Raw genomic sequence first — 25,766 nt, 5'->3', positions numbered from 1 at the left:
GGTGTGGCGGTGTGGGGCATTTCAGCCCAAGTCGAACTGCATGCGGAGCAAGGAGACATCGAGGCGAACGGTCCGCCCGTCCGGCAGCGTTTCCAGGACCTGCACGCCGTCATAATTGAGGAGTTGGCGCAGGGTCGCGGCAAACCCGTCTGCCCGGGTCACCGGGTAGGACACGCGCTGCGCCAGCGCGGACACCGGCAGCGTGCCCCCGGCATCGAGCAGAGCCCGAATCGCCCCTTCGACCTTGTCCATGGGCGGCTTGCGGGCGAGCAGGCCGATCTGCCCCTGGAACGCCTCCGAAGCGAAGAGGGCAGGGACGAGGACGTCGTCGTGACCGACGAAGGCGGTGGTTACCAGTGTCTCCGCGGCATCGGGTGCCGGGACCACCGCGACCTCGAACAATGAGTCGTGCGTACGCGCCACTTGGGCCTGCGCCTGTGCCTGGGCCTTCGTCGGCTTCTGTCGTGTCTGCCGCTTTGTCGTAGCCGTAGGGGCGGGCAGGGCGGTGAGGGGGACAGCGGAAGGAGCGGACTCCTCCAGCAGCCACCAGACCGGTCGCTGATCCGCCAGCTCCCGCCAGGCCGGGGGAGGGGCCGCGCCGAACGGAAGGAAGGCCAGCACAGGAATCGTGAACTCGGCGAGGGACGCCCCACCGTGGTATCCGGCCTTGCGCGCTGTGTACCGCGAGTCCGCGTCCCACAGCGCGACGATCGAGCCCCCGGGTTCCGGCGCGACGACCCGGGGGCCGTGCAGCGCGACCTCGGTCGCGCCCACCTCGCTGCCCGGAGCCCGGTGCCGGGCGGACAGCGGCGAGTCGGCATCGACCTTCACTCCGTGCCGGTCCACGACATGCCCGTGGTCGCTGGTGAGCACCACCGCCATCCCCTGCGAGGCGGCGATCCGCAGCAGATCCGTAAGGCCCGGTATGTGCCCGGCCTGCCAGGCGCCGTCACCCAGCTTCTGCTCCTTGGCGAGCCGGTCGTCGATCGCGTTGAGGACCACGGCCACATGCGTGCGGCCGTCCATGAGAGCTTCGGTGAGTGCGGCCCCGAATGTGTCTCCCGCGCTGTCGGCTCGCAGGTCGTCCTTGTGGAAGACGGCCGCCTGCGCACCGTTCCAGAGCGGAAGGGCGGGAAAGAGCTGGGCCTCGTCCTTCTGCGTTCCCTGCGTCAGTCTGCCCGCGAACAGCGAAGTACGGGATACGGAGGTGAGAGTGGGAAGAGCCGCCGCCATGGCGCGTCGCAGCGGAGCGCCCTCAGCGGCCACTGGATCGAACTCGGCCCAGGTGGCGCGCAGCTCCTCGCCCAGTTCGGTGGCGATGGCCGCGCTCATCCCGTCCAGGACGATCAGCAGCACGCGCCGGCCGGGTGCACCGCGGACCACGGGCTTCACCACCCGGTCCAGGAACGTCTCCACCGTCAGCATTCCTCCGGGATCGGTGCCGGCCGCGGTCCAGGTCGCCAGGACGGATGTGAAACCACGGTCGATCGCGTGGCGCCGCTCGCGCACGCGCACGGTCAGTGCGTCGTACGCGGTTCTCAGCCGGTCGTCGGAGTCGCCTCCGGCCTCGATGTGCTCAAGGGCGCGATCCACCCAAGCGGTCTCTTTGAGGTGCCGCTGGACGGCTCCTCCCACGTGGGACGCTTCGGTCTGCGGCTCGGTGGCCAGCCATCGGACGAGCCGCTGGGCCATCCGGGCCCGTTCGATGCGTGATCGAACCTCCGGCCCGTGTGCAAGCTGGTGTCTGCTCAAGGAACGCACGGCGGCATCGAGCGGTCCCGGCACACCGGCCGTCAGAGCCTCTCCGACGGCTGTGAATCTGGCGTCCAGGCCTGCCGACAGGAGGGGGCTGGTCCTGGCGGCGGCTTCCGCGCCGAACTGACGCACCAGTACCGACGCTCGCTCCAGCACCGTGTCGCTGCTCCTGCGGGCCTCGCGGGCTGTTTCCGGTCCTGCCGCACGGTCCCTGGCGGCTGCGGCGAGCATTGTGCCCACGTAATCCTCCGAGGCCCGGCCGAAGGCGGTCGCCATGGCGTCCAGCTGCTCCCCCTGGGCCGAAGGGCGCTCTCCGAACCAGCGCTCCGCGCGACCGCGCGCCGTGTAGACGGCAGCATCCGGTTCGCCATGGCACCACAGTGCGGCGCAGACGAGGCCGAAGGCCACCGCGTCGGGACCGTGCTCGGCCTCGACGAGGTCCAGAAGTGCCCGCCCCGCGAGTCCGGCCCGGTCGTCCTCGCCCAGGAACTGCGCCAGGCCGCCGCGCTCGGGGCCGCGGAGCGCCAGGAACTGCTCCGGACGCCCCGGAAGCAGGGACCAGCCCAACAGCGCGTGGGTGTCCAGGCGGTCCGCGGACGTGGTGTGGTCCTGCCGTGCGGCCTCGTCCTCGTAACTGCCCAGCCTCAGGCGGCGCAGCGCCAGCGCGGACAAGGCTGTGCCGCGCGACAGGATGCCGCCTCCCAGCCGGGGCCAGCCACCCCTTGGTGGCGCCGCGTCGAGGAGGGCCTCCGCAGCCCACTTGTCGTCCCTGAGGCGCTGGTCGACCTGACGCGCTCCGAAGGCGTCCCGCACCACGTCCCAGCTGTCCACCGTGTCGATGCGCTTCTTGTGGGCGCGGGCCAGGATGGCGGGGTCGAGCTCGTTCTGTTCACGGTCGGTCAGGACTACGAGCAGGGCGGGGCCGGACGCCGTGTCCGGCAGATGGTCGAGCAGCAGTTCGTGCACGGCGAGCGGGGAGGGGGCCGCCACGATCCGTGCCGAAAGGCCGTCGTCCCAGACGTGCTCGGCGGGCCCCTCCCACTGTGGTGCGGAGCGGAGCAGCACCGCTCGTCGCTGGCCCCGGCCCGCCAGGGCGTCTGCGAGAGAAGTCTGGGTCGTCAGGTACTGGGCGATCGTCGCGAGGTTCAGCCGCACGGCCACCCTGCTGGGCGCAGACGTGCTCATCCCTCGACGGCCTTCCAAGTGATCTCGACCTCAATGCCCGGTTCGCGTGCGGCCAACTCGGCTATCTCGGCCTGAAGTTCAGCCACCGCCCTGGAGGCGGTCGTCCGTCCGCCCCCGGAACGCTTCACCCGTTCCGGAGCGGACGTGCCGGTGCCCGATCGCTGCGTGGGGATCGGCGGATGACTCGTGCGCGTGTCGAGGCGTACGTCACCGGGGCTCGGTTCCCGGGGAGCGGGCACCGGAGCCGTCGTCGTCCGGTTGCGCTTCACCAGCGCGAGGACCTCGCGCTGCGTCCTGGCCAGGGCCTCCTTCAGGTTGTTGGTCCGCTGGTCGCTCTGCGCGGCGTTCCGCAGGGACTCAAGGAGCGCCTCACCCTCCGGACCTTCCGAGGTGGCCAGGTCGAGGGTGGTCCAGGAGGCCGAGTCCAGCGCCTGCGCCACCCCACGGGCCTGCGTGATGGAGGTCCCGAACCGGTCAGCACCCACCGAACCGAAGTCGAAGGCAGCCAGGGCCTCGACGGTCTTCCGCGCGCCGGACGCACCCTGACCGGCCGAACGCGTCAGCTCCAGGAGCAGTTCGATGGCCCGCCGCGCGAGGGCGAGGCGCCCGCCCTCGGCGGTCTCGTCGAGCTGGAGAAAACCGGCGTGCCGCTCCAGCTGGGTCACCAGCTCGCGAGCAGCCTCAAGGTGGGCGCCTGCCTGCTGGGCGATCTGCCGGGCGAGCTGGTTGACCATGCGCCCGCGTCGCAGCGTGGGGGCAGGATCGCCGAAGACCGTGGAGAAACGCTCGCGAGCGGCAGACCAGTCCTCCTCGGACGGCAGCGGCTGGCTGCGCAGCGCGTCATGGTCCTTGATCTCGTGCAGTTGGGGCGCAGGGTCGAGCGGCGTGCCCGCGCGGACCCACACCCGGTCGTCCATCTCGGCGAACGAGGCCACGACGAGGCGGGCGAGGAAGGCCGGCAGACCGCGCGGTGTCGGCCGGTCCGTCCAGTCGGTGAGGGTGATCAGGCTGAGGTCTCCGGTCACGCCCTGCCCCCTGGCGAGCTGCCGGAAGTGATCGGCCCAGTACTCCGACACCTCGAAGTACGCCTCTTTCTGCTGCCCGAGGCGCAGCGGAGCAGCTACGCGGCGCATCAGGCTCCGGTCGGGGGCGGGGACTTCGACGCGCCCGTCGCGGGCCTCGGCGGCGGCTTGTACGTGCGTGAAGACCTTCTTGGCGTCGGCAGGCTTGACGACGGTGCCGGTGCCTTCGGGATCGAGGTCCGGGTGGCCCGGGTACTGGCTCGCGAGCAGCTTGCCGGCGATGTGCCGGATGCCGTCCCGCAGCGACTGGCCGAAGGACAGCGTCAGTCCTTCGACCTCGCGGAGCGACTGCAGATGGTCGGCGAAGCCGAGTTCCACATCGGTGGCCTTCTTGTCGGCGAGGCCGTATGCCTGCTTGAAGGCCGCCTTGACGTTCTTGAGCAGCGATTCCCGCTGGGTCTCCAGGAGTCCCTTCGCGCGGGCGCGGTTGTCGGGGCTCAGGTGGCTCGCGTACTGGCCGTCGAATCGCTGGCTGTCGGACAGGGCCTTGTCGATGACGACGAGGCGGCGGAAGTCGGCGTACCGCTGGCTGGAGAGGTGGGTGGGCAGCCAGGCGACGCTGCGGGACGGCTCACCCTGGCGCTCACGCAGCCGCTGCATCCGGATGGCGTCCTCGCGCGGGCCCCACTCGCTCTCGTCGAAGGGCAGGTCGATCACGAGCCGCCAGTGCCCGTCCTGCTGAGGCATGAGGTCGTGGTCCGGCAGCTCGTCCACGTCGGCGACATTGCCGAACACCACCTCGACACTGCGCTCCGTGCCGCGCCACGCGAAGCGCAGCTCATTGATCAACTGATCCTGATCTACGCAGAGTTCCTCGACGAGGAGTCGCTTGGCGAGGGCCTCGCGGTTGCCGGGGTTGTCGTTGACGTTGGCGTTGGCGATCACTGAGTCGACATCGACGCCGGACAGTTCGAGCCGCACACCCGGGTTGGCCTCGGTGCCGGTCTCCTTGATCTCGGGGAAGCGGCCCGCCCACTCGGCCACCTTGTTCTTGAGGATGCCGTACTCGCGACCGGGGATCGGGGCGGCCACCGAGCCGTAGTTGAGCGCGGAGAGGCGGCGGATGGTCAGATCGGACAGGGCCGGGACGCTCGGGGCGAGCGCCGAGAGCAGCAGCGTACCGATGATGCGATTGTCGCCGATGAACTGCTTGATACGGGTGAGCAGGTCCGGGGCGGTGATGCTGTCGGGACGATTGGCGTACTGCTCGATGTCCTCCTCCGACACGTTGTGCGTGAGGAGGAGGTAGGGCCGCAGCTTCGTCCGGTACAGCTTGTCGGCTGCCTCGAAGACCACTTTCAGGCTGTCGGTGAACGGCTTGTCGCCGCCCGCTGTGATCAGCGGATACAGGTCGCCGACCGGAATCAGGTCGCCGAGCCGTAACTCGGCGCGGTGCTCGGCGAGCAACTGTCCCATGAGCTTCATGCCGGTCCGGTTGCGCTGGAGCGCGGACGAGACGTGCACGAGGGTGTCCATGAAGGCGGGCGAGAAGGGGTACGTCAGCCGGAAGCTCTCCTCGTCCGCGCCAACGCCGTCGGCGCCGCGGTCGGAGCCCAGGAGCGTGTCCCACACCTCCTGGCGGATCCTGCGGGTCTTCTCGAACTCCGCGTTCACGAGGGCGGCGGCTTCGTCGTTCCTGGGCCTGAGCAGCCGCGCGTGCGCGACCTGCGGAAGGTTGCGGTCCTCAAGCGTGATCTTGTCGAACCGCCCCGAGGCAAGGTTGAGCGTGTCCTGGATGGAGGCCTCGGCCGCCCCCGACACTTCCTCGCCGACCAGCTCGCGAAGGTCGCGCTGGCGGGCGATGAACGAGATCACCGGAACGGCACGGCGGGCGTCGCCGCCCTCCACGAAGTTGGTGATCTTTCCGGCTTCCCGGGCCACGAACTTCTGGTCGTGGATGAGGGTCGCGAGCCACAGGATCAGCTCGTCCATGAAGAGGATCAGCCCGTCGTAACCGAGCGCCTTGGCGTGCTCGGCGATCACGGAAAGGCCGGCGTCGAGCGAGACGAACCCGTGCTCGTCCTCAGCGGCGTTCTTCGCGAAGCCGGGCAGCAGGTGCGTACTCGCGTCCTGGACAAGGCGTGCCCGCAGCTCGGCGGGTGTCGACGGGCTGACCAGGTTGAGAGCCTGGCCGCCCTCGTGGATCTCCTCGGCGGCGAGGGCGGTGTCGAGCAACTGAGGTGTCCAGCCGAACGCCTCGCCCCACTCGTCCTCTTCCTCCGCGCTGCCGTCGCCGCCGTCCGCCGAGGTGAGGCCGCCGATCACCGCCTGGTCACCCATGCGGGACCGCGTCGCGCGGATGTCCTCGAAAAGGGCGTCCGTCCGGTACACCTGCGGCGTCGGAGCCTCGGGGTGCAGCTTCTTGACGTGGCTCACGTATCCACCGAGGATCCGCTGCTCCAGGGCCTTGGCCCCGAGCATGTGGTACGGCACGAGCAGGAATCGCTTTCCCTCCGTGCCGAGCCACTCGTGCTTGGTGAGAACCGGGTCCAGGTCGGTTCGGGCGCGTGCCGCAGGGGACCCGCTGAGCAGTGCGTGGAGCACCGCCATGAAGTGTGACTTACCGGAACCGAACGACCCATGGAGGTAGGCCGCCTTCGACGTGTGTCCGTCGAGAGCGGCCCGGATAAGACCGAGTGCCTCGTCGAAGTTCTCCAGCAGCCGCTCCGTGACCACGTAATCCCGGAGGGCGCGCTCGGAGCCCTCCGGGGCCGTCGCCTCCGAGAGCTGGAGGACGAAGTCTGACGTGGATATGGACTCCTTGATGTCTATGACATCCCGGAGTAAGAGCGGCTGTTGGGCCATGGACGATCACTCTCCGACGGGCGGTTGCGGGTTCATCTGATCGTATGACTTGCAACGGTCATCGGATGACCTCTTTCCGCATATGCCCGACTACACGAGGACGTTTGCCTCCGCCCCGGACGTCGAACTCACGAGTGAGCGCAGCTTGTCGCGTGTCTCCGAGTCCGTCGAGTAGATGACCGTGCCGACCATGCCCCGCGTCAGTAGCACCTTGTAGGTGTTGCGGATCAACCGGTTGATCTCGCTCTCCGGCGTCGTCTTCGTGAAGATCGGATCCTTGGACGCAGACCGGTCCACGACCCAATGGTCCGTACGCCAGACCAGATCCGGGCCGATGATCACCCCCGACCAGTCGTACTCGAAGCCCTGAGCGGTGTATACGCAACCGACCTGACCGAATCCGTCCGGGTCGGTGGCCCACAGAGGCGAGGGCGGCGCTCCGAGGACGGACCGCTCTCCGTACACGTTCCAGGGCCGCGCCCACTGTCCGATGACGACATCGGCGGGCAGCTCGGTCATGCCCGGGGTGATCTTGGTGGTCCACTTCCAGCAGTAGCCGGCGGATATTCGCGCGCTGTAGCCGTCCGCGCGGCGGGCGACGAGGAAGTCCTCCAGCTCCTGCGGACTTTCGGCGGTCCGCAGCTGCAGCTTGCCGTCCGGCTCCCAGGGGTGCGGCGTGCCGCCTTCGAGGCCGAGCAGGTCGATGACCCACTTCTCGTACGCGTCACTGCCGCCGCACCGGAACTGCCCGTCCAGCTCCACGACTGTGCACTCCAGCCCCTGCGCGGCGGCGGCCTGCTGGATCGCCGCCTTGGTGCCCATCTCCCCGGGCCGCACCACTTGGTGCTGGTCGAGCAGGAACACCGGCACCCGGGCGGCGTCGATCAACTCCGCGACCTGCGGTCGACCCGTGCGCAGTTCCGCCCTGGTGTAGCGATTGGCGGAGGTCTTGCGCAGCCGGTGAGCCTCGTCGCAGATCAGTACGTCGAGATCGTTCGGCTCGGCGTCCATGAAGCTGTTGAAGTACATGAACAGCTTCTGCACGGCGGGCTTCCGTGCCCCGGCGACCTTGCGCATGGTCTTGGTGAACGACGCGGAACCGGTGGCGTGCAGAGCGGTCACCCCGCGCCGGTACAGCTCGCCGAGGATCGACAGGGCGACGACACTCTTGCCGGAGCCGGGACCGCCGGTCACCACGACGACCTGCTTGTGGTTGGACCGCTTGGCCTTGCGGACGGCGGACATCACCTTCTCGTACGCGACCCGCTGCTCGGCGATGAGCACGAACTGCTCTCGGTCGCGGATCTCCGCCGCCGCGAGGGCCATCAGCTGCTTCGACGGCCGGATCTTGCCGTCCAGCAGGAGATCTGCGGCCTGTGCGCCCGGCTTCGGGGCGAGCCGTGAGCGCAGAAAGTCCAGGAAGGCGCCGCGCTGCTCGCCGGTGTACAGGCGCCCGTGCTGATCCTCGTCCACGCCCCGCAGGCCCGCGATGCGGGATTCAGCGGCGTTGTGCAGGAACGCGACCCCGGCCAGTGACTCCGGCATCCGCTCAAGCGCACCGTTGAACGACAGCAGGTACTCGCAGTAACCCCGGACCTGCTCGATCGGGTTGAGAACGGCTTCCGGATACGCGTCGATCCGGCATAGCAGCGGCTCGTCCTCCTCGGGGTGGGCCGCGCTCCACTGCTTCAGTTCGACGAGGACGTAGGACGGTTCACCCGTCGTGGGGTGTACGCCCGCTAGTACGGCGTCCGCGCGCTTGCTGGTGAGGGGCAGGCTGTACTCGATGAGCACTTCGACGTCGTCGAGCCCGGCCTCGATGAGGGCGTGCACGAGAGCCGGAAGGCTGCGTTCCCAGGACCTGACTTCCGACTGCGCGGCGTTCCGGCCGTGCAGGTGACGGAAGTTCTCGGACAGATACAGCGCCAGCGACCCTTCGAGGATGCGGGCGGCCACGGACGCCGCGGACTCGCGGAACAGCAAGGAAATGCCCCCAGGCAGCACGAAGAAGACTCGTGCGGGTGGGGGCATGTCCTTCGTGGTCCGCCGTGCGCTCTCGCGAGGCGGTCAGGAAGCCCGTCGGGCCGCTGAGATTGGTCCTGACCATCCTAGGTGAGGCTGTTGATCACGGGGAGGGGTTGCCTGGTGCGAGGTCGGCCATGAGAGCGGTGCTCTCATCTGGGCTGCCTGCTCCGTGCGTTCACCTCGGCGAGGAGGGCACTCAGCAGCTCATCCTGCGTGAGGATGCGGAGGTGGCCGGGGGCGGCGTCCCATTCGCGACCTCCGGAGAGTGGACGCAGTTGGACGCACGGGCCCTCGTGCCCCATGACCCGTCCGACGCGGTCGCGGGAGCTGTCGTGGACGGCTTCGCCAACCGCGGGGATGCCGTCGACGCTCTCCGTCACCCGGAGAGCCCCTTCGTGATCACGTCCGCGAGCATCAGGGCGATGGGGGCCGAGCACACGCCCAAGTGGACGAGGGCGTAATGGGCTTCGGCCTTGCTGTCGTCCGCCCAGGGCGTGCGGATGTCCATCGCGGGGAGCTGGATGCCGACCTGGGAGAGGGCGGCGGCGAGGGCGTCGCGGGCTTCCAGGGCTTCCTCGATTTTGGGGGTGGGGGAGCATGGAGGGGCTGGGGGGTGTGAGGGGCGTGGGAGGTGGGGTCCATTTGGGTCCTCGTAGGTGCGGCTGCTGGGCAGTGGGGGTTGTGGGTGCGGTTCGCTGATTTCATGACCGGTCTACGCTGGGTGAATTACGCTGAGTAGCCCGGCCGTTACGAGGATGCGCCGGGATGTGGGCGACCGGGTTGTGGACGGGGTGGTGGTTCCCCGTCGCGCGGAGGTGGTTCCACAGGTTCCACGTCGGTCTCGCGAACGCCCCGGAAGGAGCGGTATGTCGCAACGACGCGTCATCACCGGTCGCAGTCAGGAACCCCGTCAGCGATTCGCCGAGGAATTGCGGACTTTGCGGGCCGCGAGCGGGCTGAGCCTGCGGGCGCTGGGTGAACGGCTGTGCTGGGACTGGTCGCTGTTCGGCAAGATGGAGAAGGGCGAGACGCTCGGCAGCCCGGAGGTCGTCCAGGCCCTCGACACGCACTACGGGACGCCGGGCCTGCTGCTGGCACTGTGGGAGCTGGCGGCCGGGGACCATACGCAGTTCCGCGAGCGGTACCGGCGGTACATGGCGCTGGAGGCGGAGGCGGGGAGTTTGTGGCACTTCGCGGTGAGCGTGCTGCCGGGGTTGTTGCAGACGCCGGGGTACGCACGGGAGGTGCTTGCGGCGGGCGGGCTCAAGGGGAAGGAGCTTGAGCAGCAGGTGGAGGCCCGGATGGGGCGGCGGGAGTTGCTGGCGGGGGAGGATGCGCCGCCGTTCCGCACCATCCTGTCGGAGGCGGTGCTGCGGACGCCGTTGCGGGATGTGGGGGAGTGGCGGGGGCAGTTGGAGTACCTGGGGGAAGTGGCGGAGCGTCCCAACGTGACGGTCCATGTGCTTCTGCAGAGTGCAGGTTTACACGGTCTCGTGAGCGCCGACATGTGGTACCTGCTCCTTCCGGATGGCAGGACCGTCGCGTATACCGAGAATGGATACCGGGGCGAACTCATCGAGGATGCAGGCCCGGTCGTGCGTTTGCAGAAGACGTACGATGCGGTGCGCGACATGGCGCTCAGCCCGGCTGAGTCGCGCAAGTTCATCCTGCGGATTCTGGAGGAAGCAAAGTGCGATCCATCGACCTGACTGCCGCCTCCTGGCGCAAGAGCAGCTACAGCAACCAGGACGGTGGAGCTTGTGTCGAGGTCTCCGACGACTTTGCCGCTGCCGTCCCGGTACGGGACAGCAAGGTTTCGCACGGTCCGGTCCTCGTGTTCCCCGCTACTGGTTGGTCCTCCTTCGTTTCGGCGATCAAGGGTGGGCAGTTGAGCGACTGACCAGGCAAGGCAACGACCCCGCGATCTGTTCTGATCGCGGGGTCGTTGGCGTAGCCGGCGGGCTACTTCTTCGTGGTACGTCGCCCTCTGGCCGCGGCGGCCGGGCGCCAGGCACGCAGGTCATCGTCGGTGAGGCCGTGCTTCCCCTGCTCCATCTGCCGGTCGCCTTCGAAGAACTTGGCGGGCGTCGGAGAGAAGAGCGGATCGGGCTCGTTGTGCCACTGGGTCAGCCACGGCTGGAGTTCGAGCATCCCGGCCAGTAGGGGGGTGACTTCTTCGGTGGTCAGGCCCTCGTGGGTGGCGATGTACGTGTCGAGGGCGATCGCCTGCTCACGGTGGTCCCAGCCTGCCCAGCCGTACAGGTCGGGGGTGGCCACGTTGGCTCGCGCGTACGAGATGAACCGCTCCTTGGGCACATCCAGTTTGCCGCGTGCGCGCCAGTAGGAGGGGCGGAGGAAGTCGGCCGAGGTGTACTTGGGCGGTACGGGGATTCTGTCCCGGATCTTCCGCTTGGCCGGCTCATCGGGAGCGGCGTCCTCCTGCCGCTGGAGATCCCAGACGTGTTCCCAGTCCGCGCGCTTCTTGAGGGCGGTGGGTTTGTAGCGCAGGGCGGCGAGGAAGGGCACGTGCTCGTCCGTCATCAACTCGGCGATGACGGTGGGCAGTTCTTTGCGGGGAGCGTAGATCTTGGCGACGGAGACGAAGTCTTCGTCACGGGAGAGGTTGTCGGTGAGGCGGGAGAGGGTGACGAGGGCGGGCATCCCGTTCTCGTCGAACCAGTGCGCACGGTCCTCGATCCGGTCGAGCAGCCAGCTCCGCAACGCCTTCTCTTGGAGCGAGTCCCAACCTTCCGTAGCCCAGCGCCGCTTGTACTCAGGCCGTTCGACCATTCCGATGGCGCGGGACGACTCGATGGCGTCGATCCGCTTCTGGACGACCTCGCGGTAGGCGGCGGGCCAGTGGGCGGGGATCTCGGTGATTGGCGTGGATCCGTGCCGCTTGAACCACTCGTCACTAGCCTCTCCTGCGGCGACGCGCCGGGCGAGGAGGATCTCGAAGGCCCGTTCTCCTAGGGCCAGATCGGGAATAGATCTGAATTCAAGGTCCACACAGACACGCAGGTCTTTGGAGTGCAAGTTGTAGAGCGAGTAGACCTGCCAGTCCAACTCCTCCTGCAGAGCGATCATCTTGGCTCGCACCGTGCGCCAAGCATCGCTGGCCTCATGCAACATGACGGGCGTCGGAACTTTACCGGATATTATCTCGGATGGAAACGTTGAACGGAACCGCTGAGCAAGATCATCCAGGGAGCTAGCCAAGAAATCCGGGAGCACCGATGGGACCGGTAGGCGTTCGATATTTGTTCCGTTGAACTGGTAGAACCGTTCCCATTCTTGCGACTTGAATCCTTCGTTAACTCCCTGACCACCCTTGTTGTGACAGTTGAGTTTCATCCATAAACATGCGGTAGAGCTATTCAGGATGCCGAGTAATGATGCATAGTCCCGCCTGTTTGCCTGCGCTCCAAGCTTAATCATAGGGGCAGTTTGATTGCATAAGACCCTTTCGTTAGCGAGCATGAATCTGTTGTGGGTTGCAACTTCGGCAAAAGAGATGAATGTCGGTGTGGCTAATTTGGCCCTGTAAAGCTCGCGGTACTCAAACCATTTTAGCTGGGGGATCTTTTCGATCTCTACACCGAAGCGCTTGCGCTTCTGAAGGGAGCGCCTGTAGGGCCAAAGTCGCTTAATCGTTGGGGTGGCGGCTTCGTCATCCAAGACTGAGAGCTGCGGTGAATAGGGCCATATGGTCACATTCTGTGTGTTCGCCGTATAGTTTTCGATCATGCCACCTGTGATGATCGGAATCGCTTCCCCGACGGAGAATCGCCGAGCCGCCCCATGGCTCGGAAGGAGGAAGACGCTGTCGTCACCGCTGATACCACCTGCTCCGATACCCATAGCGACTGAGTGCTTGAGCGTTTTACTGCTGAAACGTTCAAAGGATTCCAACATTTCCAGCCCGCCGTCGGTGAGTACCCAGGGATGGGTTGAAAATTCAGTGCGGTTAAAATCTCCTGAAGAAGTCCATTTGCTCATGGAGCCGGGTTGGTCGATCTGCTCCGTGATCGAATTCCAAACTAGTCCGTCTTCCGGGCGCTGAGGTGTCGATGGCTCACCTTGTATGCTTCGGACGACTCGAATCGACGGGGAACGTTTGCTGCCGGAGCGACGTCGTCCGATCAAGATAACGGTGGGTGTTCCATGGCCAGGTATGTAAGCGCCGGACGTGTCGATCACTTCCGTCAGTTCGGTGTAGTCTCGAAAATATCCCTCAATTAACTTTGTGCCGAATTCTCGTTTCATGAAAGAGTTGGATGTGATTTGCCCTACCATCCCGTACCCTCGGCCGTCCCCCCCGCCTTGTCTGGCGAGCTGAAAGAACCGCTGGGCGAAAGGTACCGAGAGGGCGTATTCTCGAGCGCAGCTCTCGTAGAGGACCCGGTAAATCTGGTTGAGGCTCTTATCCTTTACCGTGATGTAGGGGGGGTTACCTACCACGAGATGATATCGGCCCGCTTTTAGAATTTCTGGGTGCTCGTGCACGTCCTCCGATGCGTATCTGAAGTCCGCAACATGATCATCGCTGTCGCCGAGATCCGTCGACTCATAGAACAGGGCCTCTTGCCTATGCTTGATCAATGAGTCCCCAGTAGCCAAGTGCATTGGCCACTCGTAGCTGTTGGCTTCGGCTAGTGTTCGCACCCCACTGGCCGACATAGCCGCCACCAACAACCGGAACCGAGCAATAGCCACCGCGAACGGGTTCAAGTCCACCCCGTGTACGGAGTCCAGCGCCTCCCGCACCCGCTCATGCACGTCCTTGCCCGGACGGCCGTCCGCCCACAGCCGCACCAACCGCCGGAACGCCCCCAGCACGAAGTGCCCCGACCCACACGTGGGGTCGATCATCTTCAAGCCCTCGTAGCCGAACTCCCGCACCGCGGGATTCATCGTCCGGTCAAGGATGAACTCCTCCACGAACTCCGGCGTCTGGAGCAGCGCGTACGTCTTCCGGGCAGCCTCGCTCAGATCCTGATACAAGTCACCCAAGAACCGCGTGTCCCAGCCCCGCGTCCCGTCCCCGTCCTCTTCCAGCGGATCCGTGAAGTCATGGACGAGGTAACCCTCTTCATCCCGCCCTCGCCAGAAGTCCACCAAATCCCGCGCAGCGTCATGCGACAGCGGAATCTGGAACAGCGGATTGTGCCGCCGGTCGAACAGCAGCCGCCCCGCCTGCCCCGCCCCCAGCTCCTCGAACGCCCGCTCAAGCCAGCCCCGATACGTCGGGTCTTCCGACTTCGCGACGTAATCCTCGAAGCGAGCCAGCGCCAAGTCCCGCCGATCCGGCTCCGGAGCCGTCAGGTACGGCTCCGGTATCAGCCTATTGTCCTCGCAGAACCGGACGAAGACCGTGCCCAGTACCCACGCCACCGCGACCTGGGTTATTCGCTCGTCCAGCCAGGAGTTCCAAGTAGCGCCCGTGCGGCCCAGCTTGCGTGCCCGCTCGTACTCAACGCGTAACGTCTCCCCCTGCGCAACTACCTTGACCTGCTTGCCAAGGTCGGCCTCGACTAACTTGACCTGCTGCTTAAGGTCATTCAACAGCCCCTTGCGGTCGATCACTTGCCGCACCCCTCATCGCGTTCACGTCCACTGCGCCCACATCCCCCGTCGTCCCGGACAGGTAGTCTTTCTTCACCCACGAGTCCGGAAGATCGATCCACTCGCCCAGGCCGGCCTGGTACGCCACCGCCTTATGCCCCAACTTCGGCTCACGCGACGGGTCCGCCTGCGGTACCAGCAACCACAACCCCCGCCCGCCCTGCCGAGCCGCCTCCGCGAGTCGGTCGAGGACGCCCATGCCGTCGTACCGGGCGAAAACAGCGGCCTCGGTCAGCAGCACCGGGCCCGAACCGGCGAGCCCCGGCGCCAACAGTTCGCGTACCCGCGGCTCCACCGAGCCCCATGCGGTCCGCGCGTACTCGCTGAACTTCAGCGCACCCCGCGAGCCGGGCTCTGCCACGTCCGCCTTCAGCAGCGTCTCCCACGTCGGCTTCGTGCCCGGCGGGACAAGCGCGTGCATCGAGGAGAGGAAGAGTTCGGTCATGGACACCGCCTGTGCGCCGATGCGCTGCCCCGCCAGCCTCCGGACCGCCTCGACCGTACGGGCGTGGTGCACGGTCAGAACCCGGTAGCCGTCCCGCCGGGCCGAGGCGAGGAGGCGCTCGTCAGCGCGGACGCCGCTCGCGACGAGCGGGTCGTCGGAGTAGCGCGTCACCGCGCCGGCCTCCGTCGACTGCCGCCATTCAGCGGCCGTCAGGTAGGTCGAGGCACTGTCCATCCGCGTCGGCAGATAGCGGAGCGTCTTCGTGTCCTCGCGTGTTGAGAGGGTCAGGTCGAAGCCTGCCTCGCGCAGCGCCTTGGTCAGCGGGCCGCCGGTCGGCAGTTCGTGCGTGCTCGCGCCCCGGGCGTCCCTGATGACCAGCTCCGGGAAGCGGGCTCGGACCCGATCATGGACATCCTCGCCCGTCAGACCGGGCTGCCGCTCTTCCGGTACGCCCGGGATCAGCCGCACCAGACCGGCCTGGGTGAGGCGCAGGGCCCGTACCAAGGGCAGGTCACGCGGGTAGATCTCCAGGCGGGGAGTGGCTGCCGCATTCACGGACGCGGCGGCGGCCAGTACGACCAGTCGCCGTTCGTCCCAGTCCACGACACCGGGCGGCGGGGTCAGCGCACCCAGCTCGCTCAGGACCGTCGTGGCCGTCGGCAAGGTGTCCAGACGGGTCAGGCGGTCGGCCGTCCTGCCCAGGCGGGTGGCGTAGTCGAGGAGTCCCGGAGCCGTCGGGGTGTCCGGGGCGTCGCCCTCACGCACGTCCAGCGCGAGCAGACCCGCCGCCAGTACATCCTCCGTCGCCCTGCGGTTGGGCTGGTGCTGAAACTCGGCTTCCTCCGGTTGGAGTTGCTCCACCTCCACGACGGCCCGTACAGCGGCCAGCGCCAGGGCGCGCCGCTGCTCGCGTCCCGGCAGCTGCGTACCGCGTCGAACGGCGAGGGCATCGGCGATCTCCACGGCGGGGGCGACCCGGCCGAGGCCCACCAGCAGGCCGACGATCTCGTCCCGCAGCGCCCGGACCGCAGGGTGCTTCTTCCAGCGCTTGCGCTCCTCCTTCAGCATCTGCGGGATGCGCCCGGCGGACAGGCCCAGCGCTTCGGCGACATCCTTCTGCTTGGGCCAGACGCCGATGCCGGGCAGTTCTCCGCGCTCGTCGGGAAGGCGCAGCAGCAGCCTCACCATCTCGACCTTGTTGCTGTTGGAGCGGTTGTTGTTCAGCTCAGGCACGAAGAGGGTGGCGAGGGTGTCCAGGCTCACCGAGCGCAGGACGGTCTCCGTCAGGCGCGCCGCTCCCTCGTCCGTGGCCAGGGCTCCGGCCACCGCCGACTCGGTGGCGGTGAGCTGAGCGAGTTCCTCCTTCGCCTCCGCACGGCCCTTCGGCGTGAGGGGCGAGAGCGAGGCCTCGCGCAGCAGCTTCCCCCACTGGCGCTGGCGGCGCTGTACCTCGGTGCGGGTCTTGGTGCCGAGGCCCGGCGCGTTGAGGAGCTTGCTGCGGCTGTAGTCGAGGAGGCCGCCGACGGTCGTGATGTCGAGGCCGTAGAGGAAGGACTCCGCGGCCGGGGTGAGACCGGCCGCAGAGAGGTGAGTGTCGCGGGTGACCGCCGCAGCCAGACGCTCACGCTGCTCGTCTGCTGTGAGCGGCTCGGCATCCGCGATCGCCGTAGAGCGCGCACCAGGCACGGTCATCTGAGGTGCGGGGTCCGGGTGGCGGGAACGGTGGCTTGACGGCACCGTCTGCGAAGCGTCCAGGAAGATCTTCCGCCAGGCGTCCCGCATCGGCTTCAGCTCGGCGAAGCGCTTCGTCGCGTCCCGGTGGAGGGCCTTTCGGAAGAAGGCGACCAGGCTGTCCCGCACGGCGGGTTCGAAGGCGTCGGCCTGGACGGTCGGGTACGGGAAGTCCTTCGGGTCCGTCATCCTCGGCGGGAGCGAGCCGTTGCCCCATTTCGGTAATTCACCCGAGGCCATCTGGTGGAGGGTGACGGCTATCGCGTACCGCTCGGCGTGCGAGTCGTACGCGGTGCGGGTCAGGCTGCCGATGAACGGGTCGAGGTACCCCTCGGTGCCGGCCTCGTAGTCCTTCGCCGGGTAGCCGGCCAAGGAGAAGTCGATGAGCACCAGTTCGCGGGTGCGGTTGGGGCGGATGCGTATGGCGATGTTGTCCGGCTTGATATCGCGGTGCCAGACGCTCTCGCCCTCCAGGAAGTCCACGGCCCCGAACAGGTAGTCGCCGTACGCCTCCAACTGGTCCATCTTCAACCGGCCGTGCTCGCGCAGCTGGCGCGCGACCGTCTCCTCGCGGCGACGGGTGCGCGTATTGGTGCCGGTGCCGGATTCGGGGGTCTCGGCGTCCGGCTCCGTCGCCTCGCGTTCGTCGCCCACGTACTCCAGAGCGAGGACGGTACGCGAGCCGATGTGCAGGGGTTGCGGCTCGACGAGCCGGATCACGCGGGAGTCGGGGCGCAGCCGGTTCATCACCTCGGCCTCGTGCACCAGGACTTGGCCCCTGCTGTCCGAGAGGGCCACCTTCAGAACGGCGAGGGGCCGGGTTTTGCGCGCCTCGGCCTCCAGGTCGCGGACGAGGAAGGCCCGGCTGGTGGAGCCGGTCCCGAGGCGGCGCCGGACTTCCCAGCGGCCGCCGAGCACATCGCCGGCCACCGCTTCGAGGGGGTCCTTCTCCGGGCCCTCGGCCGGTTCGGGGTCGGGCGGCGAGGTCGGGGCGGTCAGCCCATCCTCGACGATTTCCAGCATCTCCAGGAACTCATCGACCGACGACAGGCGTTGACCGGGCCGGTAGGCGGTGGCCGCCTGCACCAGGAAGTCGATGTCCTCGGAGAGGTCGTCGACCAACGAGCTGGGGCGCAGGCCCTCGCCCGCCTCAAGGCGGGCAAGGAGTTCCGCCTGACTCGCAGCCGGGGCCCGGCCCGTGACGAGGAGGTACGTGAGGACACCGAGGCCGTATACGTCCAGGTAGACCGGGTCGGCCTTGAGGGCGGTCAACTCCGGGGCGAAATAGGGGTCGGATCCCTCCGCCAGGTGCATCGCCGATAACGCGGTCGGCGCGAAGCGGGTCGCTCCTTGCCCGCTGTCGCCGTCCGCTCCGGAGGCGCGCTGGGTGGCGATCTGCCAGTCCGATATCTCCAGGCGGGGGGTGAGCCATGCAGCGTCCTCCCCGAGCGCCCGGCCGCGGCGGCCCCGGTCGCGGGGGATCACGTGAACGGCGCGGGCGGCCAGCGCCCGGTGGTGGATGCGGGCGGAGTGCGCGGAACGTATCGTCTCGGCGAGCTGGCGGACCAGCGCCATCCGGGCGAGTATGTCGAGGTCCTTGCCGTGCTGGAGCAGGTACTCGTCCAGGCGCAGCGTGCGCGGGTCGTAGTCGAAGATCAGGGCAGGGCCCGCGGAGTGCCCGGACGGGTAGTACTGCTTGAGCTGGACCACGCCCGGGTGCTTGAAGCGCTGCAGTACGGCTGCTTCGCGGCGGGCCGCGTTCTCCACCGACCGCCGGATCGACGTATCCGATCCGCGCTCGCTGAGGTAGACGCGGACCCGGGCCACTTCAGGTAATTCGCTGTGGCTCGCCTTGTAGTCGGACCAAGTGGGGCCGGAATCGAAGGACTTGCGGTCGAGCTGATACGGGCCGACCTTGTATTCGGCGTCACTGCGCCGGATGCCGATCCGTTCGAGCTTGGCCTTGATCTCACGGGAATCGACGGCGTTGATGCGGCGCCGTTCGTCTCGTGGCGGCTGCTTCAGCATGGTGACCAGCTCGTCGACCGTATAGACGCCGTTCTGATCGTGCGCGGGCAGGCGGACACGTAACCCGTCGTCGGTGAAGCAGACGGCCTCGCCCACCCAGACCCGCCTGCCGTGCTGGCCCAGCAGCGTCGCCAGTTCCTTCGCCTTCTTGTTGACGAGGTGGAGCGGGTTGCCGTGGGGGCGCCGATGGCCACCGGGGGTGGTCTGTACCCAGGTGCCGTTCTCGCTGGTCAAGGAGCCGTGCCAGTCCTTGAGCTCGATCATGTGGACGCCGCCGGGCGCGACGACGAGGAGGTCGACCTCGCGGACGTGGCCGGTGTGGGCGGTGAAGGTGAAGTTCGACCACGCGCGCCAGGGTTCGGCGTCCGCCAGCCGCTCCCGAATGGCTTCCAGGCCACGGTGTTCATGGTCGAACTCCGACTCGGTGACCGTGGTCCACCGGCCTTGCCGCATGCGCTGTCCCCGCCCTTGAATCTGTGCCCAGCCGTTGTCCGTTCGTGTTTCCGTGTGCATTTTCATCACGTCACGGACCTCGTGATCCTAGCCGTGGCCTACGACGCTGAGTAAGTCGTGCGTTGAACCGCGTCCGTGGATCTTCCGAGCGCGTGCAAGGGACACCGCGTGGTCGCATACGACTGGCTTGTCGTGTCCTAGTCAAGGCCTGAGTCCGGCCACTACAGTCCCGCGCTTATCAGGGGCTGTGTCAACAGCTACTTCAACTAGGCGCTGCATAGGGGCAGTTATGCGACTCAGACGTACCGTAACGCACGTTCTCGGCCTGGGCGCGGCCGCCATGGCGAGTGTGGTTCTCGCCTCCGGTGTCGCCTTCGCGGGGACCACAGGGTTCCACGGGGCGGGGAATCCGCTCGACGACTGGTGGGACGAGCAGATCGTGTCCGCGCTGCCGCACAACCACCCCACCGGCAACGTGACCGTCATGTGGCAGCACCTGCTGTGGGCCGACGGGTATCTGACGTGGGCGGACATCGACGGTGAGTTCGGGCCCGACACCACCGCCGCGTCGAAGAGGTGGCAGGGCGACCACGGCCTGGACGCCGACGGGCTGATCGGACGTAACACCTGGAAGAAGGCGGCCATCGACAGCCTCGCGCTGGGGCCGGACAGCACGCTGGTCTACTACGGCTCAGCCGAGGGCCGCCAGATCACCTTCAAGCGCCCGGCTGACCCGGGCCACTGGGACATGAAGCTCGGCAGCCAGTGGGGCACCCTCTGGTACGACCAGTGCACCTTCTCCGTCTGTCCGGCGGCCGCCCGATGAGGCGGCCGGTACGGCGGCGTCGGTTGAGGGCCGCGGGCGGGGCGTTGGCCGGGGCGGGTGCGCTGCTGGCCGCGTTGCTCGGCGGGGCGCCTTCCGCGGCGGCCGAGGCGAAGGAAGGGGAGGTGAGGGTGCGGTTCGATGCCGGGCGTACGGTGAGTCAGCGCGAGGTGCACGACCGGCTCGCCGCGCGGCAGGAGGGCGAGCGGCTGCAACAGGACTCACTGGTGAAGGCGTTCATGAGCGAACGCTTCGACCGCGCCTCCTGCCTGGCCGCGATGAGCCGCCCCGACCCCGACGATCCGGACCGGACCGTCATCGTGGGAGGCACCACCGCCCACTCGAACCGCTACAGCACCTGCCGCGTCGTCTCCGCGACAGCCAGTCTGACCAACGTCCCCGGGGTGGTCGGCCACATGTGGGTCGTCATGGTGAACAACACCGACCCCTTCACCCGTACCGTCACCTCGAACCTCTGGATCGCAGACGCCGAGGTCGCCGGTGGCACCCTCGCGGATCGCGAGAAGGTGCGGTCCATCGACTTCAGCTTCTCTCTTGAATGCGTCGGCATCGAGGGCTCGACCTGCGACGACAAGGGCGCGGGCGACCCGATGACACCCAAGTTCTTCGAGGGTGCTCCGCAGGACTTCCGGTACTGGGAGATGCGGGACCAGGCCACGGAGCCGATGACGCTGTCCTATCAGACGGCCAGTTCCCCGGCGTCGAAGACGACCCCCTTCCTGCTCCAGCAGTTCCCCGAGGCGGGCGCACAGCAGGACAGCGACAACGTGTCGTACCACCAGATGTCCATCACGATGGACGGCGAGGGCGACATCGACGATTACACGGCCGACGACCAGTTCCGCTGCGACAACGCCGCCTACGTACGGGCCCGGCACGGCTGCGTGTGGAAGCGCCTCCAAGCCGACCGCGACCCGGGCAGGGGCCGGCTCGACACCCACGCCACGTACGTCGTGCCGCACGGCTTCGCCCCGTCCTGGGCCGACCATGTACTCGGTGCCCAGCAGAAACCGCTGCAGACCCAGCCGTACGCGCCCGACCCGAACCGGCCGGGAGCGCCTGCCAACCCCTTCGGCTGGGCGAGCCCCTTCAACATCGGCGGCGGGACCGGCGCCCCGTCCAACGGCCTCTTCCTGAACCGGATCTACATCGGTGTGCACAACGAACGCAGTCAGCAGGGCCAGCACGCCGGCACGCAGGTGAACCTGAACCGCAACACCGTCGGCCGGGCCTGCAACCACGTCAACCAGTCGCCGCCGGGCATGGACCGGCCGGAGTGCGACGAGTACCCCTTCGCCTCCACCTGGGAGGGCGCTCAGTACACGGTGGACCGGGCGACGGCCCCCAAGCCGTGGAAGTTCTCGGTGCGGATGATCCCCCGCTCCGACAACGGCAAAGCCGGCCGAGACCTGCGGCTCTTCTACTCCTGGGGCCACATCCTGCACGGCGGCGACGCTTTCCACGTCAAGATCGTCGATGTCCCGGCAACCCGGGAGGCCCACGAAGCGTCCCACCGCGCGTACGAAAAGCGGCTCGCGGCGAAGGAGAGGTCCCGCCCGGAGACGGGCATGAAGGCGCCGCGTGCGGGCTGGACCGGCGACGACGTCTGCACCATGCCGGACCTGCCGGGCATCGAGTACGTCTGCGACTTCGACGCCGACATGGTCAAGTACGACAACGGCACCCTGGAGGCGTTCACCGTCCGCAAGGACGGCCAGGGCTTCCACAACGTCACCAAGGACGGCAGGTGGACCGGGTGGCAGGCCTTCGGCGGCTGGCACACCGGCCCCATCGAGGTCGTCAAACAGACGGGTGGCGCGGTCACCCTCCGCACCACCGGCACCGACGGGAACCTCTACTACAAGGAGCGCAACGCCGCCACGGGCACCTGGAACGAGTGGCACCAGTAATTTCCAGTGCGTTCCCGGGGCCGGAGCCGGGGGCATGGTACTCCGCAGGTGAATGGCCGAAGACGCCCCCTGTCATGTCACCGCTGCCCCGCCGCATGTTTGCATATGTTCATGATCGTTTACGCACCGGAACCGTCCGCGCCGCGGACGTACGTGGACCGCATCCTGGAGCACTGGCACGAGGACGAGGGCGCTGAGGCGCTCGTGCAGGGGGAGCGGCGGTTGACTCGGGGGGAGGCTCGGCGGCGGCTGTTCGGGTTGGGGCATGCACTGCGGCGGCAGGGGCTCTCGCCCGGCGACGGCGTGGGGCTGTTCCTGGCCAACCGGGTCGACTCCGTGCTGGTGCAGCTCGCCGTCCATCTCATCGGCTGCCGCGTCGTGTTCCTGCCGCCGGAGCCGGGGCCCGGTGAGCTCGCCGCGCTGGTCGAGCAGTCGCGGGCCCGTGCCGTCGTCACCGATCCGCTCTTCGCGCGGCGCGCCGCCGATGCCGCGGGGCGTAGCGTCCATGCCCCCGTGCTGCTCAGCCTCGGGCCTTGTGAGGAGACGGGAAAGGAGGCTGTGGATCTGCTGACCGTCGCCGACGAGTGCCCGGACGTGCGGCCCGAGCCCGCGCCCGCCCCGGGGGCCGACGAGGCCGTCACCGTCCTCTACACCGGCGGCACCCTCGGCCGCCCCAAGCTCGCCGCGCACAGCCACCGGCTCTACGACGCGCTGGTGGACCTGGCGGAGGACGACGAGCGGGGGCTCCGGCCCGCGGGGCTGTCGGCCATGGCCCCCGCGGGGAGCACGGATCGCGTGCTCGCCGCCACGCTTCTGACGCACGGCAGCGGCCACCTCACCTCGATCCAGGCCCTGGTGACCGGGTCCGTCCTCGTCGTACTGCCCGAGTTCGAAGCGGGCGCGGCGCTCGCGGTGCTGCGGGAGGAGCGGATCACCGCCACCATGTTCGTACCGCCGATGCTGTACGCGCTTCTCGACCATCCGGAGTGTGGGCGCGGCGTCCTCCCCGAGCTGCGGCGGATCGTCGTCGGCGGCGCCGCGTCGTCGCCCAGCCGGCTCCAGCAGGCCGTCGAGGTCTTCGGGCCCGTGATCAGCCAGGGGTACGGGCAGTCCGAGGCGCTCGGCATCGCCGCGTACGGTGCGGAGGAGCTCGCCTCGGAGGGCGCCGAGCGGCCCGAACTGTGGCGCAGCTGCGGGCGCGCGATATCCGACACCGAGATCGAGATCCGCGGTGAGGACAGCGCCGTGGCGCTGCCCGTCCGGCAGGTCGGCGAGGTCTGCGTCCGGGGCGAGACCGTGATGCTCGGCTACTACGAGGACCCCGAGCGCACCGCGCAGGCGCTGCACGACGGCTGGCTGCGCACCGGGGACCTGGGCTATCTCGACGCCGAGGGGCACCTCTTCCTCGTCGACCGGGCCAAGGACATCATCGTCACCGGCAGCACCAGCGACAACGTCTACTCCCGGGTCCTTGAGGACTTCCTGCTCACGCTGCCCGGGGTGCGCAACGCGGCGGCGCTCGGCGTGCCGGACGAGGAGTACGGGGAGGCCGTCCAGGTCTTCCTGGCCACGGCCGAGGACGCCGACGTCGACCCGGACGCCGTCGGCGCGGCGGTGACCGCCGAGCTGGGGCACCTGTACACGCCCCGGAAGACGGTCCTGCTCGACCGGCTGCCGACGACCAAGGTCGGCAAGGTCGACAAGAAGGCGCTGCGCGCCGCGTGGGTGGACGGGGCGGTCAGCGGCGCGGCGTAGGCGTCGTCGTCGCGGACCGGGTGGGTGACCTTCGGCGGCGTCGGCGTGGCCTCGGCGGATGTGTGCGTTATGCCCGTATGACGGCGGGTACCTCTATCCGGGCAAAAGGATAAAAGGAGACGAGACGCACATGCAGATCGGTTACAAGCTCGCCGCCGAGGCCTTCGGCCCGGCGGAACTGGTGCGGCAGGCCGTCCTGGCCGAGCAGGCAGGCTTCGATTTCGTCGAGATCAGCGACCACTACCATCCCTGGCTCGACAATCAGGGGCACTCGCCGTTCGCCTGGACGGTGCTCGGCAGCATCGCGGCCAAGACCGAACGGATCGAGCTGGCGACGGGGGTGACGTGCCCGACGGTGCGCTACCACCCGGCGATCATCGCGCAGGCGGCCGCCACCCTGGCCCTGCTGTCGGAGGGCCGTTTCGTGCTCGGACTCGGTTCGGGCGAGCGGCTCAACGAGCACGTCACCGGTGTCGGCTTCCCCGATGCGGTGTCCACCCGGCATGAGATGTTCAGGGAAGCCCTGGAGATCATCCGGCTGCTGTGGAGCGGCGGCTACCAGTCGTACGAGGGAAAGCATCTGCGGCTGTCGGACGCCCGCGTGTTCGACCTCCCCGAGACGCTTCCGCTGATCGCGGTGGCCGCCAGCGGCAAGGCCTCGACGGCGCTCGCCGCGGAGCTGGGGGACGGTCTGTTCGCCACGGAGGACAAGCCCGAGATCGTCCGGCAGTACCGGGAGGCCGGCGGTTCGGGGCCGCGGTACGCGGAGGTGCCGATGGCGTGGGCGCCCGACGAGCACGCCGGGGCCAAGGCCGCCCTGGAGACGTCGCGTTGGGCCATGACCGGGTGGAAGGTCATGAGTGAGCTGCCCAATCCGGTCAACTTCGACGCCGCGACCACGACCGTGCGCGAGGAGGACATCCTGGAGAAGTTCGCCTGTGGCACGGACCCCGCGCGGTTCGTCGAGGTGGCGCAGAAGTTCGTGGACGCGGGCTTCGACAGGCTGGTCATGCAGAACGCCGGCCCCGACCCGGACGGGTTCATCGACTTCTACCAGCGCGAACTCGACAGTCGCATGCGGCAGTTGCGGCCGAGCGACGGGCAGCAGGGCTGAGCCGACCCCCGTCGACGCCGAGGCCGGCCGCGTGGAGCACGCGGCCGGCCTCGGCTCGTCGGTCGACTTCGGCGTCGTCAGCCCGCCGCGTTGTCGACGCGCAGCCGGACCTGTTCCTCCAGCCGCTGAAGGCTGCGGTCGAGGGCGGTGTGCACGGCCTCTTCACCCGGGTCGTGCCCCTCCTCGAAGAAGGACAGGTGCACCGTGACCTCACTGGTCCCGCTGTCCAGGCCGGCGACCTGGAGCCAGCCGGTGTAGCCGCCCTGCTCGCGGGTGCCCCATTCGAGCCGCAGCTGCTCGCGCCGGGCCCGCAGCAGGGCGGACACGTCCTGGTCGGTGCGGTCCTCGTGCACGGTGACGGCGGGCGGTTCCCCGGCGTCCACGTGCAGGTCCTGCGGCAGCCAGGCGTCCATCTGGTCGATGTCGGCGGCCTGGTCGAAAACGTGCTCCGGCAGCGCGGGCATCGTGCGTGAACGTTCGTACTCGGTCATCGCGTCCGCCGCGGTCAGCGGCCGAGGGCCTTGGCGAGTTCGTCCTTGTTCATCGACGAACGGCCGTCGATGTTCCGCTTCTTCGCCTCCGCGTACAGCTGGTCCTTCGTCGGTCCCTGGGAGCCGCTGTGCGAGCGCTCGCCGCCGCGCTGCGGGGCGGACTTCCGGTCCTGGGTGGACGTCTTGCTCGCGGTCTTCGACTCGCCGGAGCGGGCCCGTTCCTTGTTCACGGTGCGCGCGGCGATCTCCTTCGCGCGGCCCTTGGAGGTGCCGCGCTTCTCGGCGCCTTCCTTGATGTGCTCGTACTGACGCTCTCGCTTCGGGCTGGAACCCTGCGGCATGGTGTTCTCCTTCCAGACCGGATGGGCTGCTTGACCGCATCCGCTTCACGGTGACTTCTCGCGTACCCGACGGTCGGCTTCTCATCCGGGAATCACGGTAAGCCGGGAAATCCGGGCAGACCGGATGGAATCCATCTGATGCGGGGCGCCGGAGGTGTGCGAGCAGACGGCGACCGA

At 68.1% G+C, this 25,766-nt stretch carries 14 protein-coding genes; 6 read left to right on the top strand and 8 right to left on the bottom strand.

Going from position 1 to position 25,766, the window contains the following annotated elements:
• Window positions 1-21: 21 nt before the first annotated feature.
• The 4 genes from pglZ to AB0H82_RS14085 form a co-directional block, all read right to left on the bottom strand.
• Complete coding sequence (gene pglZ / locus AB0H82_RS14100; RefSeq protein ID WP_362992278.1) at window positions 22-2,940, bottom strand: BREX-2 system phosphatase PglZ; 2,919 nt, start codon at window positions 2,938-2,940, stop codon at window positions 22-24.
• Complete coding sequence (locus tag AB0H82_RS14095; RefSeq protein WP_362992276.1) at window positions 2,937-6,827, bottom strand: phage resistance protein; 3,891 nt, start codon at window positions 6,825-6,827, stop codon at window positions 2,937-2,939. Before AB0H82_RS14095 ends, pglZ begins: the two co-directional genes overlap by 4 nt.
• A 90-nt stretch (window positions 6,828-6,917) precedes the next feature.
• On the bottom strand, window positions 6,918-8,858 hold the full coding sequence (locus tag AB0H82_RS14090; RefSeq protein ID WP_362992274.1) for a DUF2075 domain-containing protein: 1,941 nt from the start codon (window positions 8,856-8,858) through the stop codon (window positions 6,918-6,920).
• Window positions 8,859-9,228: 370 nt separating this feature from the next.
• Complete coding sequence (locus tag AB0H82_RS14085; protein WP_362992272.1) at window positions 9,229-9,360, bottom strand: hypothetical protein; 132 nt, start codon at window positions 9,358-9,360, stop codon at window positions 9,229-9,231.
• A 358-nt stretch (window positions 9,361-9,718) separates the two neighbouring features.
• Here AB0H82_RS14085 and AB0H82_RS14080 point away from each other — a divergent pair, with 358 nt between their 5' ends.
• Together AB0H82_RS14080 and AB0H82_RS14075 are read left to right on the top strand one after the other, a co-directional pair.
• On the top strand, window positions 9,719-10,561 hold the full coding sequence (locus AB0H82_RS14080; RefSeq protein WP_362992270.1) for a helix-turn-helix transcriptional regulator: 843 nt from the start codon (window positions 9,719-9,721) through the stop codon (window positions 10,559-10,561).
• Window positions 10,543-10,752, top strand: coding sequence for a DUF397 domain-containing protein (locus AB0H82_RS14075; RefSeq protein WP_362992268.1), 210 nt, complete (start codon window positions 10,543-10,545; stop codon window positions 10,750-10,752). Before AB0H82_RS14080 ends, AB0H82_RS14075 begins: the two co-directional genes overlap by 19 nt.
• A 62-nt stretch (window positions 10,753-10,814) precedes the next feature.
• Here the strand turns inward: AB0H82_RS14075 and pglX are convergent, their stop codons facing one another.
• Window positions 10,815-14,438 (bottom strand): BREX-2 system adenine-specific DNA-methyltransferase PglX, encoded by a 3,624-nt coding sequence (gene pglX, locus AB0H82_RS14070; RefSeq protein WP_362992266.1) that lies wholly within the window; start codon window positions 14,436-14,438, stop codon window positions 10,815-10,817.
• The gene (gene pglW / locus AB0H82_RS14065) at window positions 14,410-19,134 is read right to left on the bottom strand and encodes a BREX system serine/threonine kinase PglW (RefSeq protein ID WP_362992264.1); all 4,725 of its coding nucleotides are present in this window, start codon (window positions 19,132-19,134) and stop codon (window positions 14,410-14,412) included. The genes pglX and pglW overlap by 29 nt, the downstream gene beginning before the upstream one ends.
• Window positions 19,135-19,474: 340 nt before the next feature.
• Here pglW and AB0H82_RS14060 point away from each other — a divergent pair, with 340 nt between their 5' ends.
• The 4 genes from AB0H82_RS14060 (at window position 19,475) to AB0H82_RS14045 (ending at window position 24,757) form a co-directional block, all read left to right on the top strand.
• Window positions 19,475-19,960, top strand: coding sequence for a peptidoglycan-binding domain-containing protein (locus AB0H82_RS14060; protein WP_362992262.1), 486 nt, complete (start codon window positions 19,475-19,477; stop codon window positions 19,958-19,960).
• Window positions 19,961-20,088: 128 nt separating this feature from the next.
• Entirely contained in the window at window positions 20,089-21,888 is a 1,800-nt protein-coding gene (locus AB0H82_RS14055; protein ID WP_362992260.1) for a hypothetical protein, read from the top strand.
• A 111-nt stretch (window positions 21,889-21,999) separates the two neighbouring features.
• A complete protein-coding gene (locus AB0H82_RS14050; protein ID WP_362992258.1) occupies window positions 22,000-23,643 on the top strand; it encodes an AMP-binding protein in 1,644 nt (547 codons plus the stop codon).
• 130 nt (window positions 23,644-23,773) lie between these two features.
• A complete protein-coding gene (locus AB0H82_RS14045; protein ID WP_362992256.1) occupies window positions 23,774-24,757 on the top strand; it encodes a TIGR03557 family F420-dependent LLM class oxidoreductase in 984 nt (327 codons plus the stop codon).
• 77 nt (window positions 24,758-24,834) lie between these two features.
• Here the strand turns inward: AB0H82_RS14045 and AB0H82_RS14040 are convergent, their stop codons facing one another.
• Entirely contained in the window at window positions 24,835-25,248 is a 414-nt protein-coding gene (locus AB0H82_RS14040; protein ID WP_362992254.1) for an SRPBCC family protein, read from the bottom strand.
• A 14-nt stretch (window positions 25,249-25,262) separates the two neighbouring features.
• Window positions 25,263-25,589, bottom strand: coding sequence for a plasmid stabilization protein (locus tag AB0H82_RS14035; protein WP_362992253.1), 327 nt, complete (start codon window positions 25,587-25,589; stop codon window positions 25,263-25,265).
• Window positions 25,590-25,766 lie beyond the last annotated feature (177 nt).

Origin of the sequence: Streptomyces sp. NPDC050732, assembly GCF_040654255.1 — a bacterium.
Classification (GTDB): Bacteria; Actinomycetota; Actinomycetes; order Streptomycetales; family Streptomycetaceae; genus Streptomyces.
The sequence above is the reverse complement of the archived record's forward strand: the minus strand, read 5'-3'. Positions and strand labels throughout refer to the sequence as shown.

Bases quoted from the DNA above. Each gene is read 5' to 3' on its own strand.
- pglZ (WP_362992278.1), bottom strand. From the start codon at position 2,940: ATGAGCACGTCTGCGCCCAGCAGGGTGGCCGTGCGGCTGAACCTCGCG.
- AB0H82_RS14095 (WP_362992276.1), bottom strand. From the start codon at position 6,827: ATGGCCCAACAGCCGCTCTTACTCCGGGATGTCATAGACATCAAGGAG.
- AB0H82_RS14090 (WP_362992274.1), bottom strand. From the start codon at position 8,858: ATGCCCCCACCCGCACGAGTCTTCTTCGTGCTGCCTGGGGGCATTTCC.
- AB0H82_RS14085 (WP_362992272.1), bottom strand. From the start codon at position 9,360: ATGGACATCCGCACGCCCTGGGCGGACGACAGCAAGGCCGAAGCCCAT.
- AB0H82_RS14080 (WP_362992270.1), top strand. From the start codon at position 9,719: ATGTCGCAACGACGCGTCATCACCGGTCGCAGTCAGGAACCCCGTCAG.
- pglW (WP_362992264.1), bottom strand. From the start codon at position 19,134: ATGCGGCAAGGCCGGTGGACCACGGTCACCGAGTCGGAGTTCGACCAT.
- AB0H82_RS14060 (WP_362992262.1), top strand. From the start codon at position 19,475: ATGGCGAGTGTGGTTCTCGCCTCCGGTGTCGCCTTCGCGGGGACCACA.
- AB0H82_RS14050 (WP_362992258.1), top strand. From the start codon at position 22,000: ATGATCGTTTACGCACCGGAACCGTCCGCGCCGCGGACGTACGTGGAC.
- AB0H82_RS14045 (WP_362992256.1), top strand. From the start codon at position 23,774: ATGCAGATCGGTTACAAGCTCGCCGCCGAGGCCTTCGGCCCGGCGGAA.
- AB0H82_RS14040 (WP_362992254.1), bottom strand. From the start codon at position 25,248: ATGACCGAGTACGAACGTTCACGCACGATGCCCGCGCTGCCGGAGCAC.
- AB0H82_RS14035 (WP_362992253.1), bottom strand. From the start codon at position 25,589: ATGCCGCAGGGTTCCAGCCCGAAGCGAGAGCGTCAGTACGAGCACATC.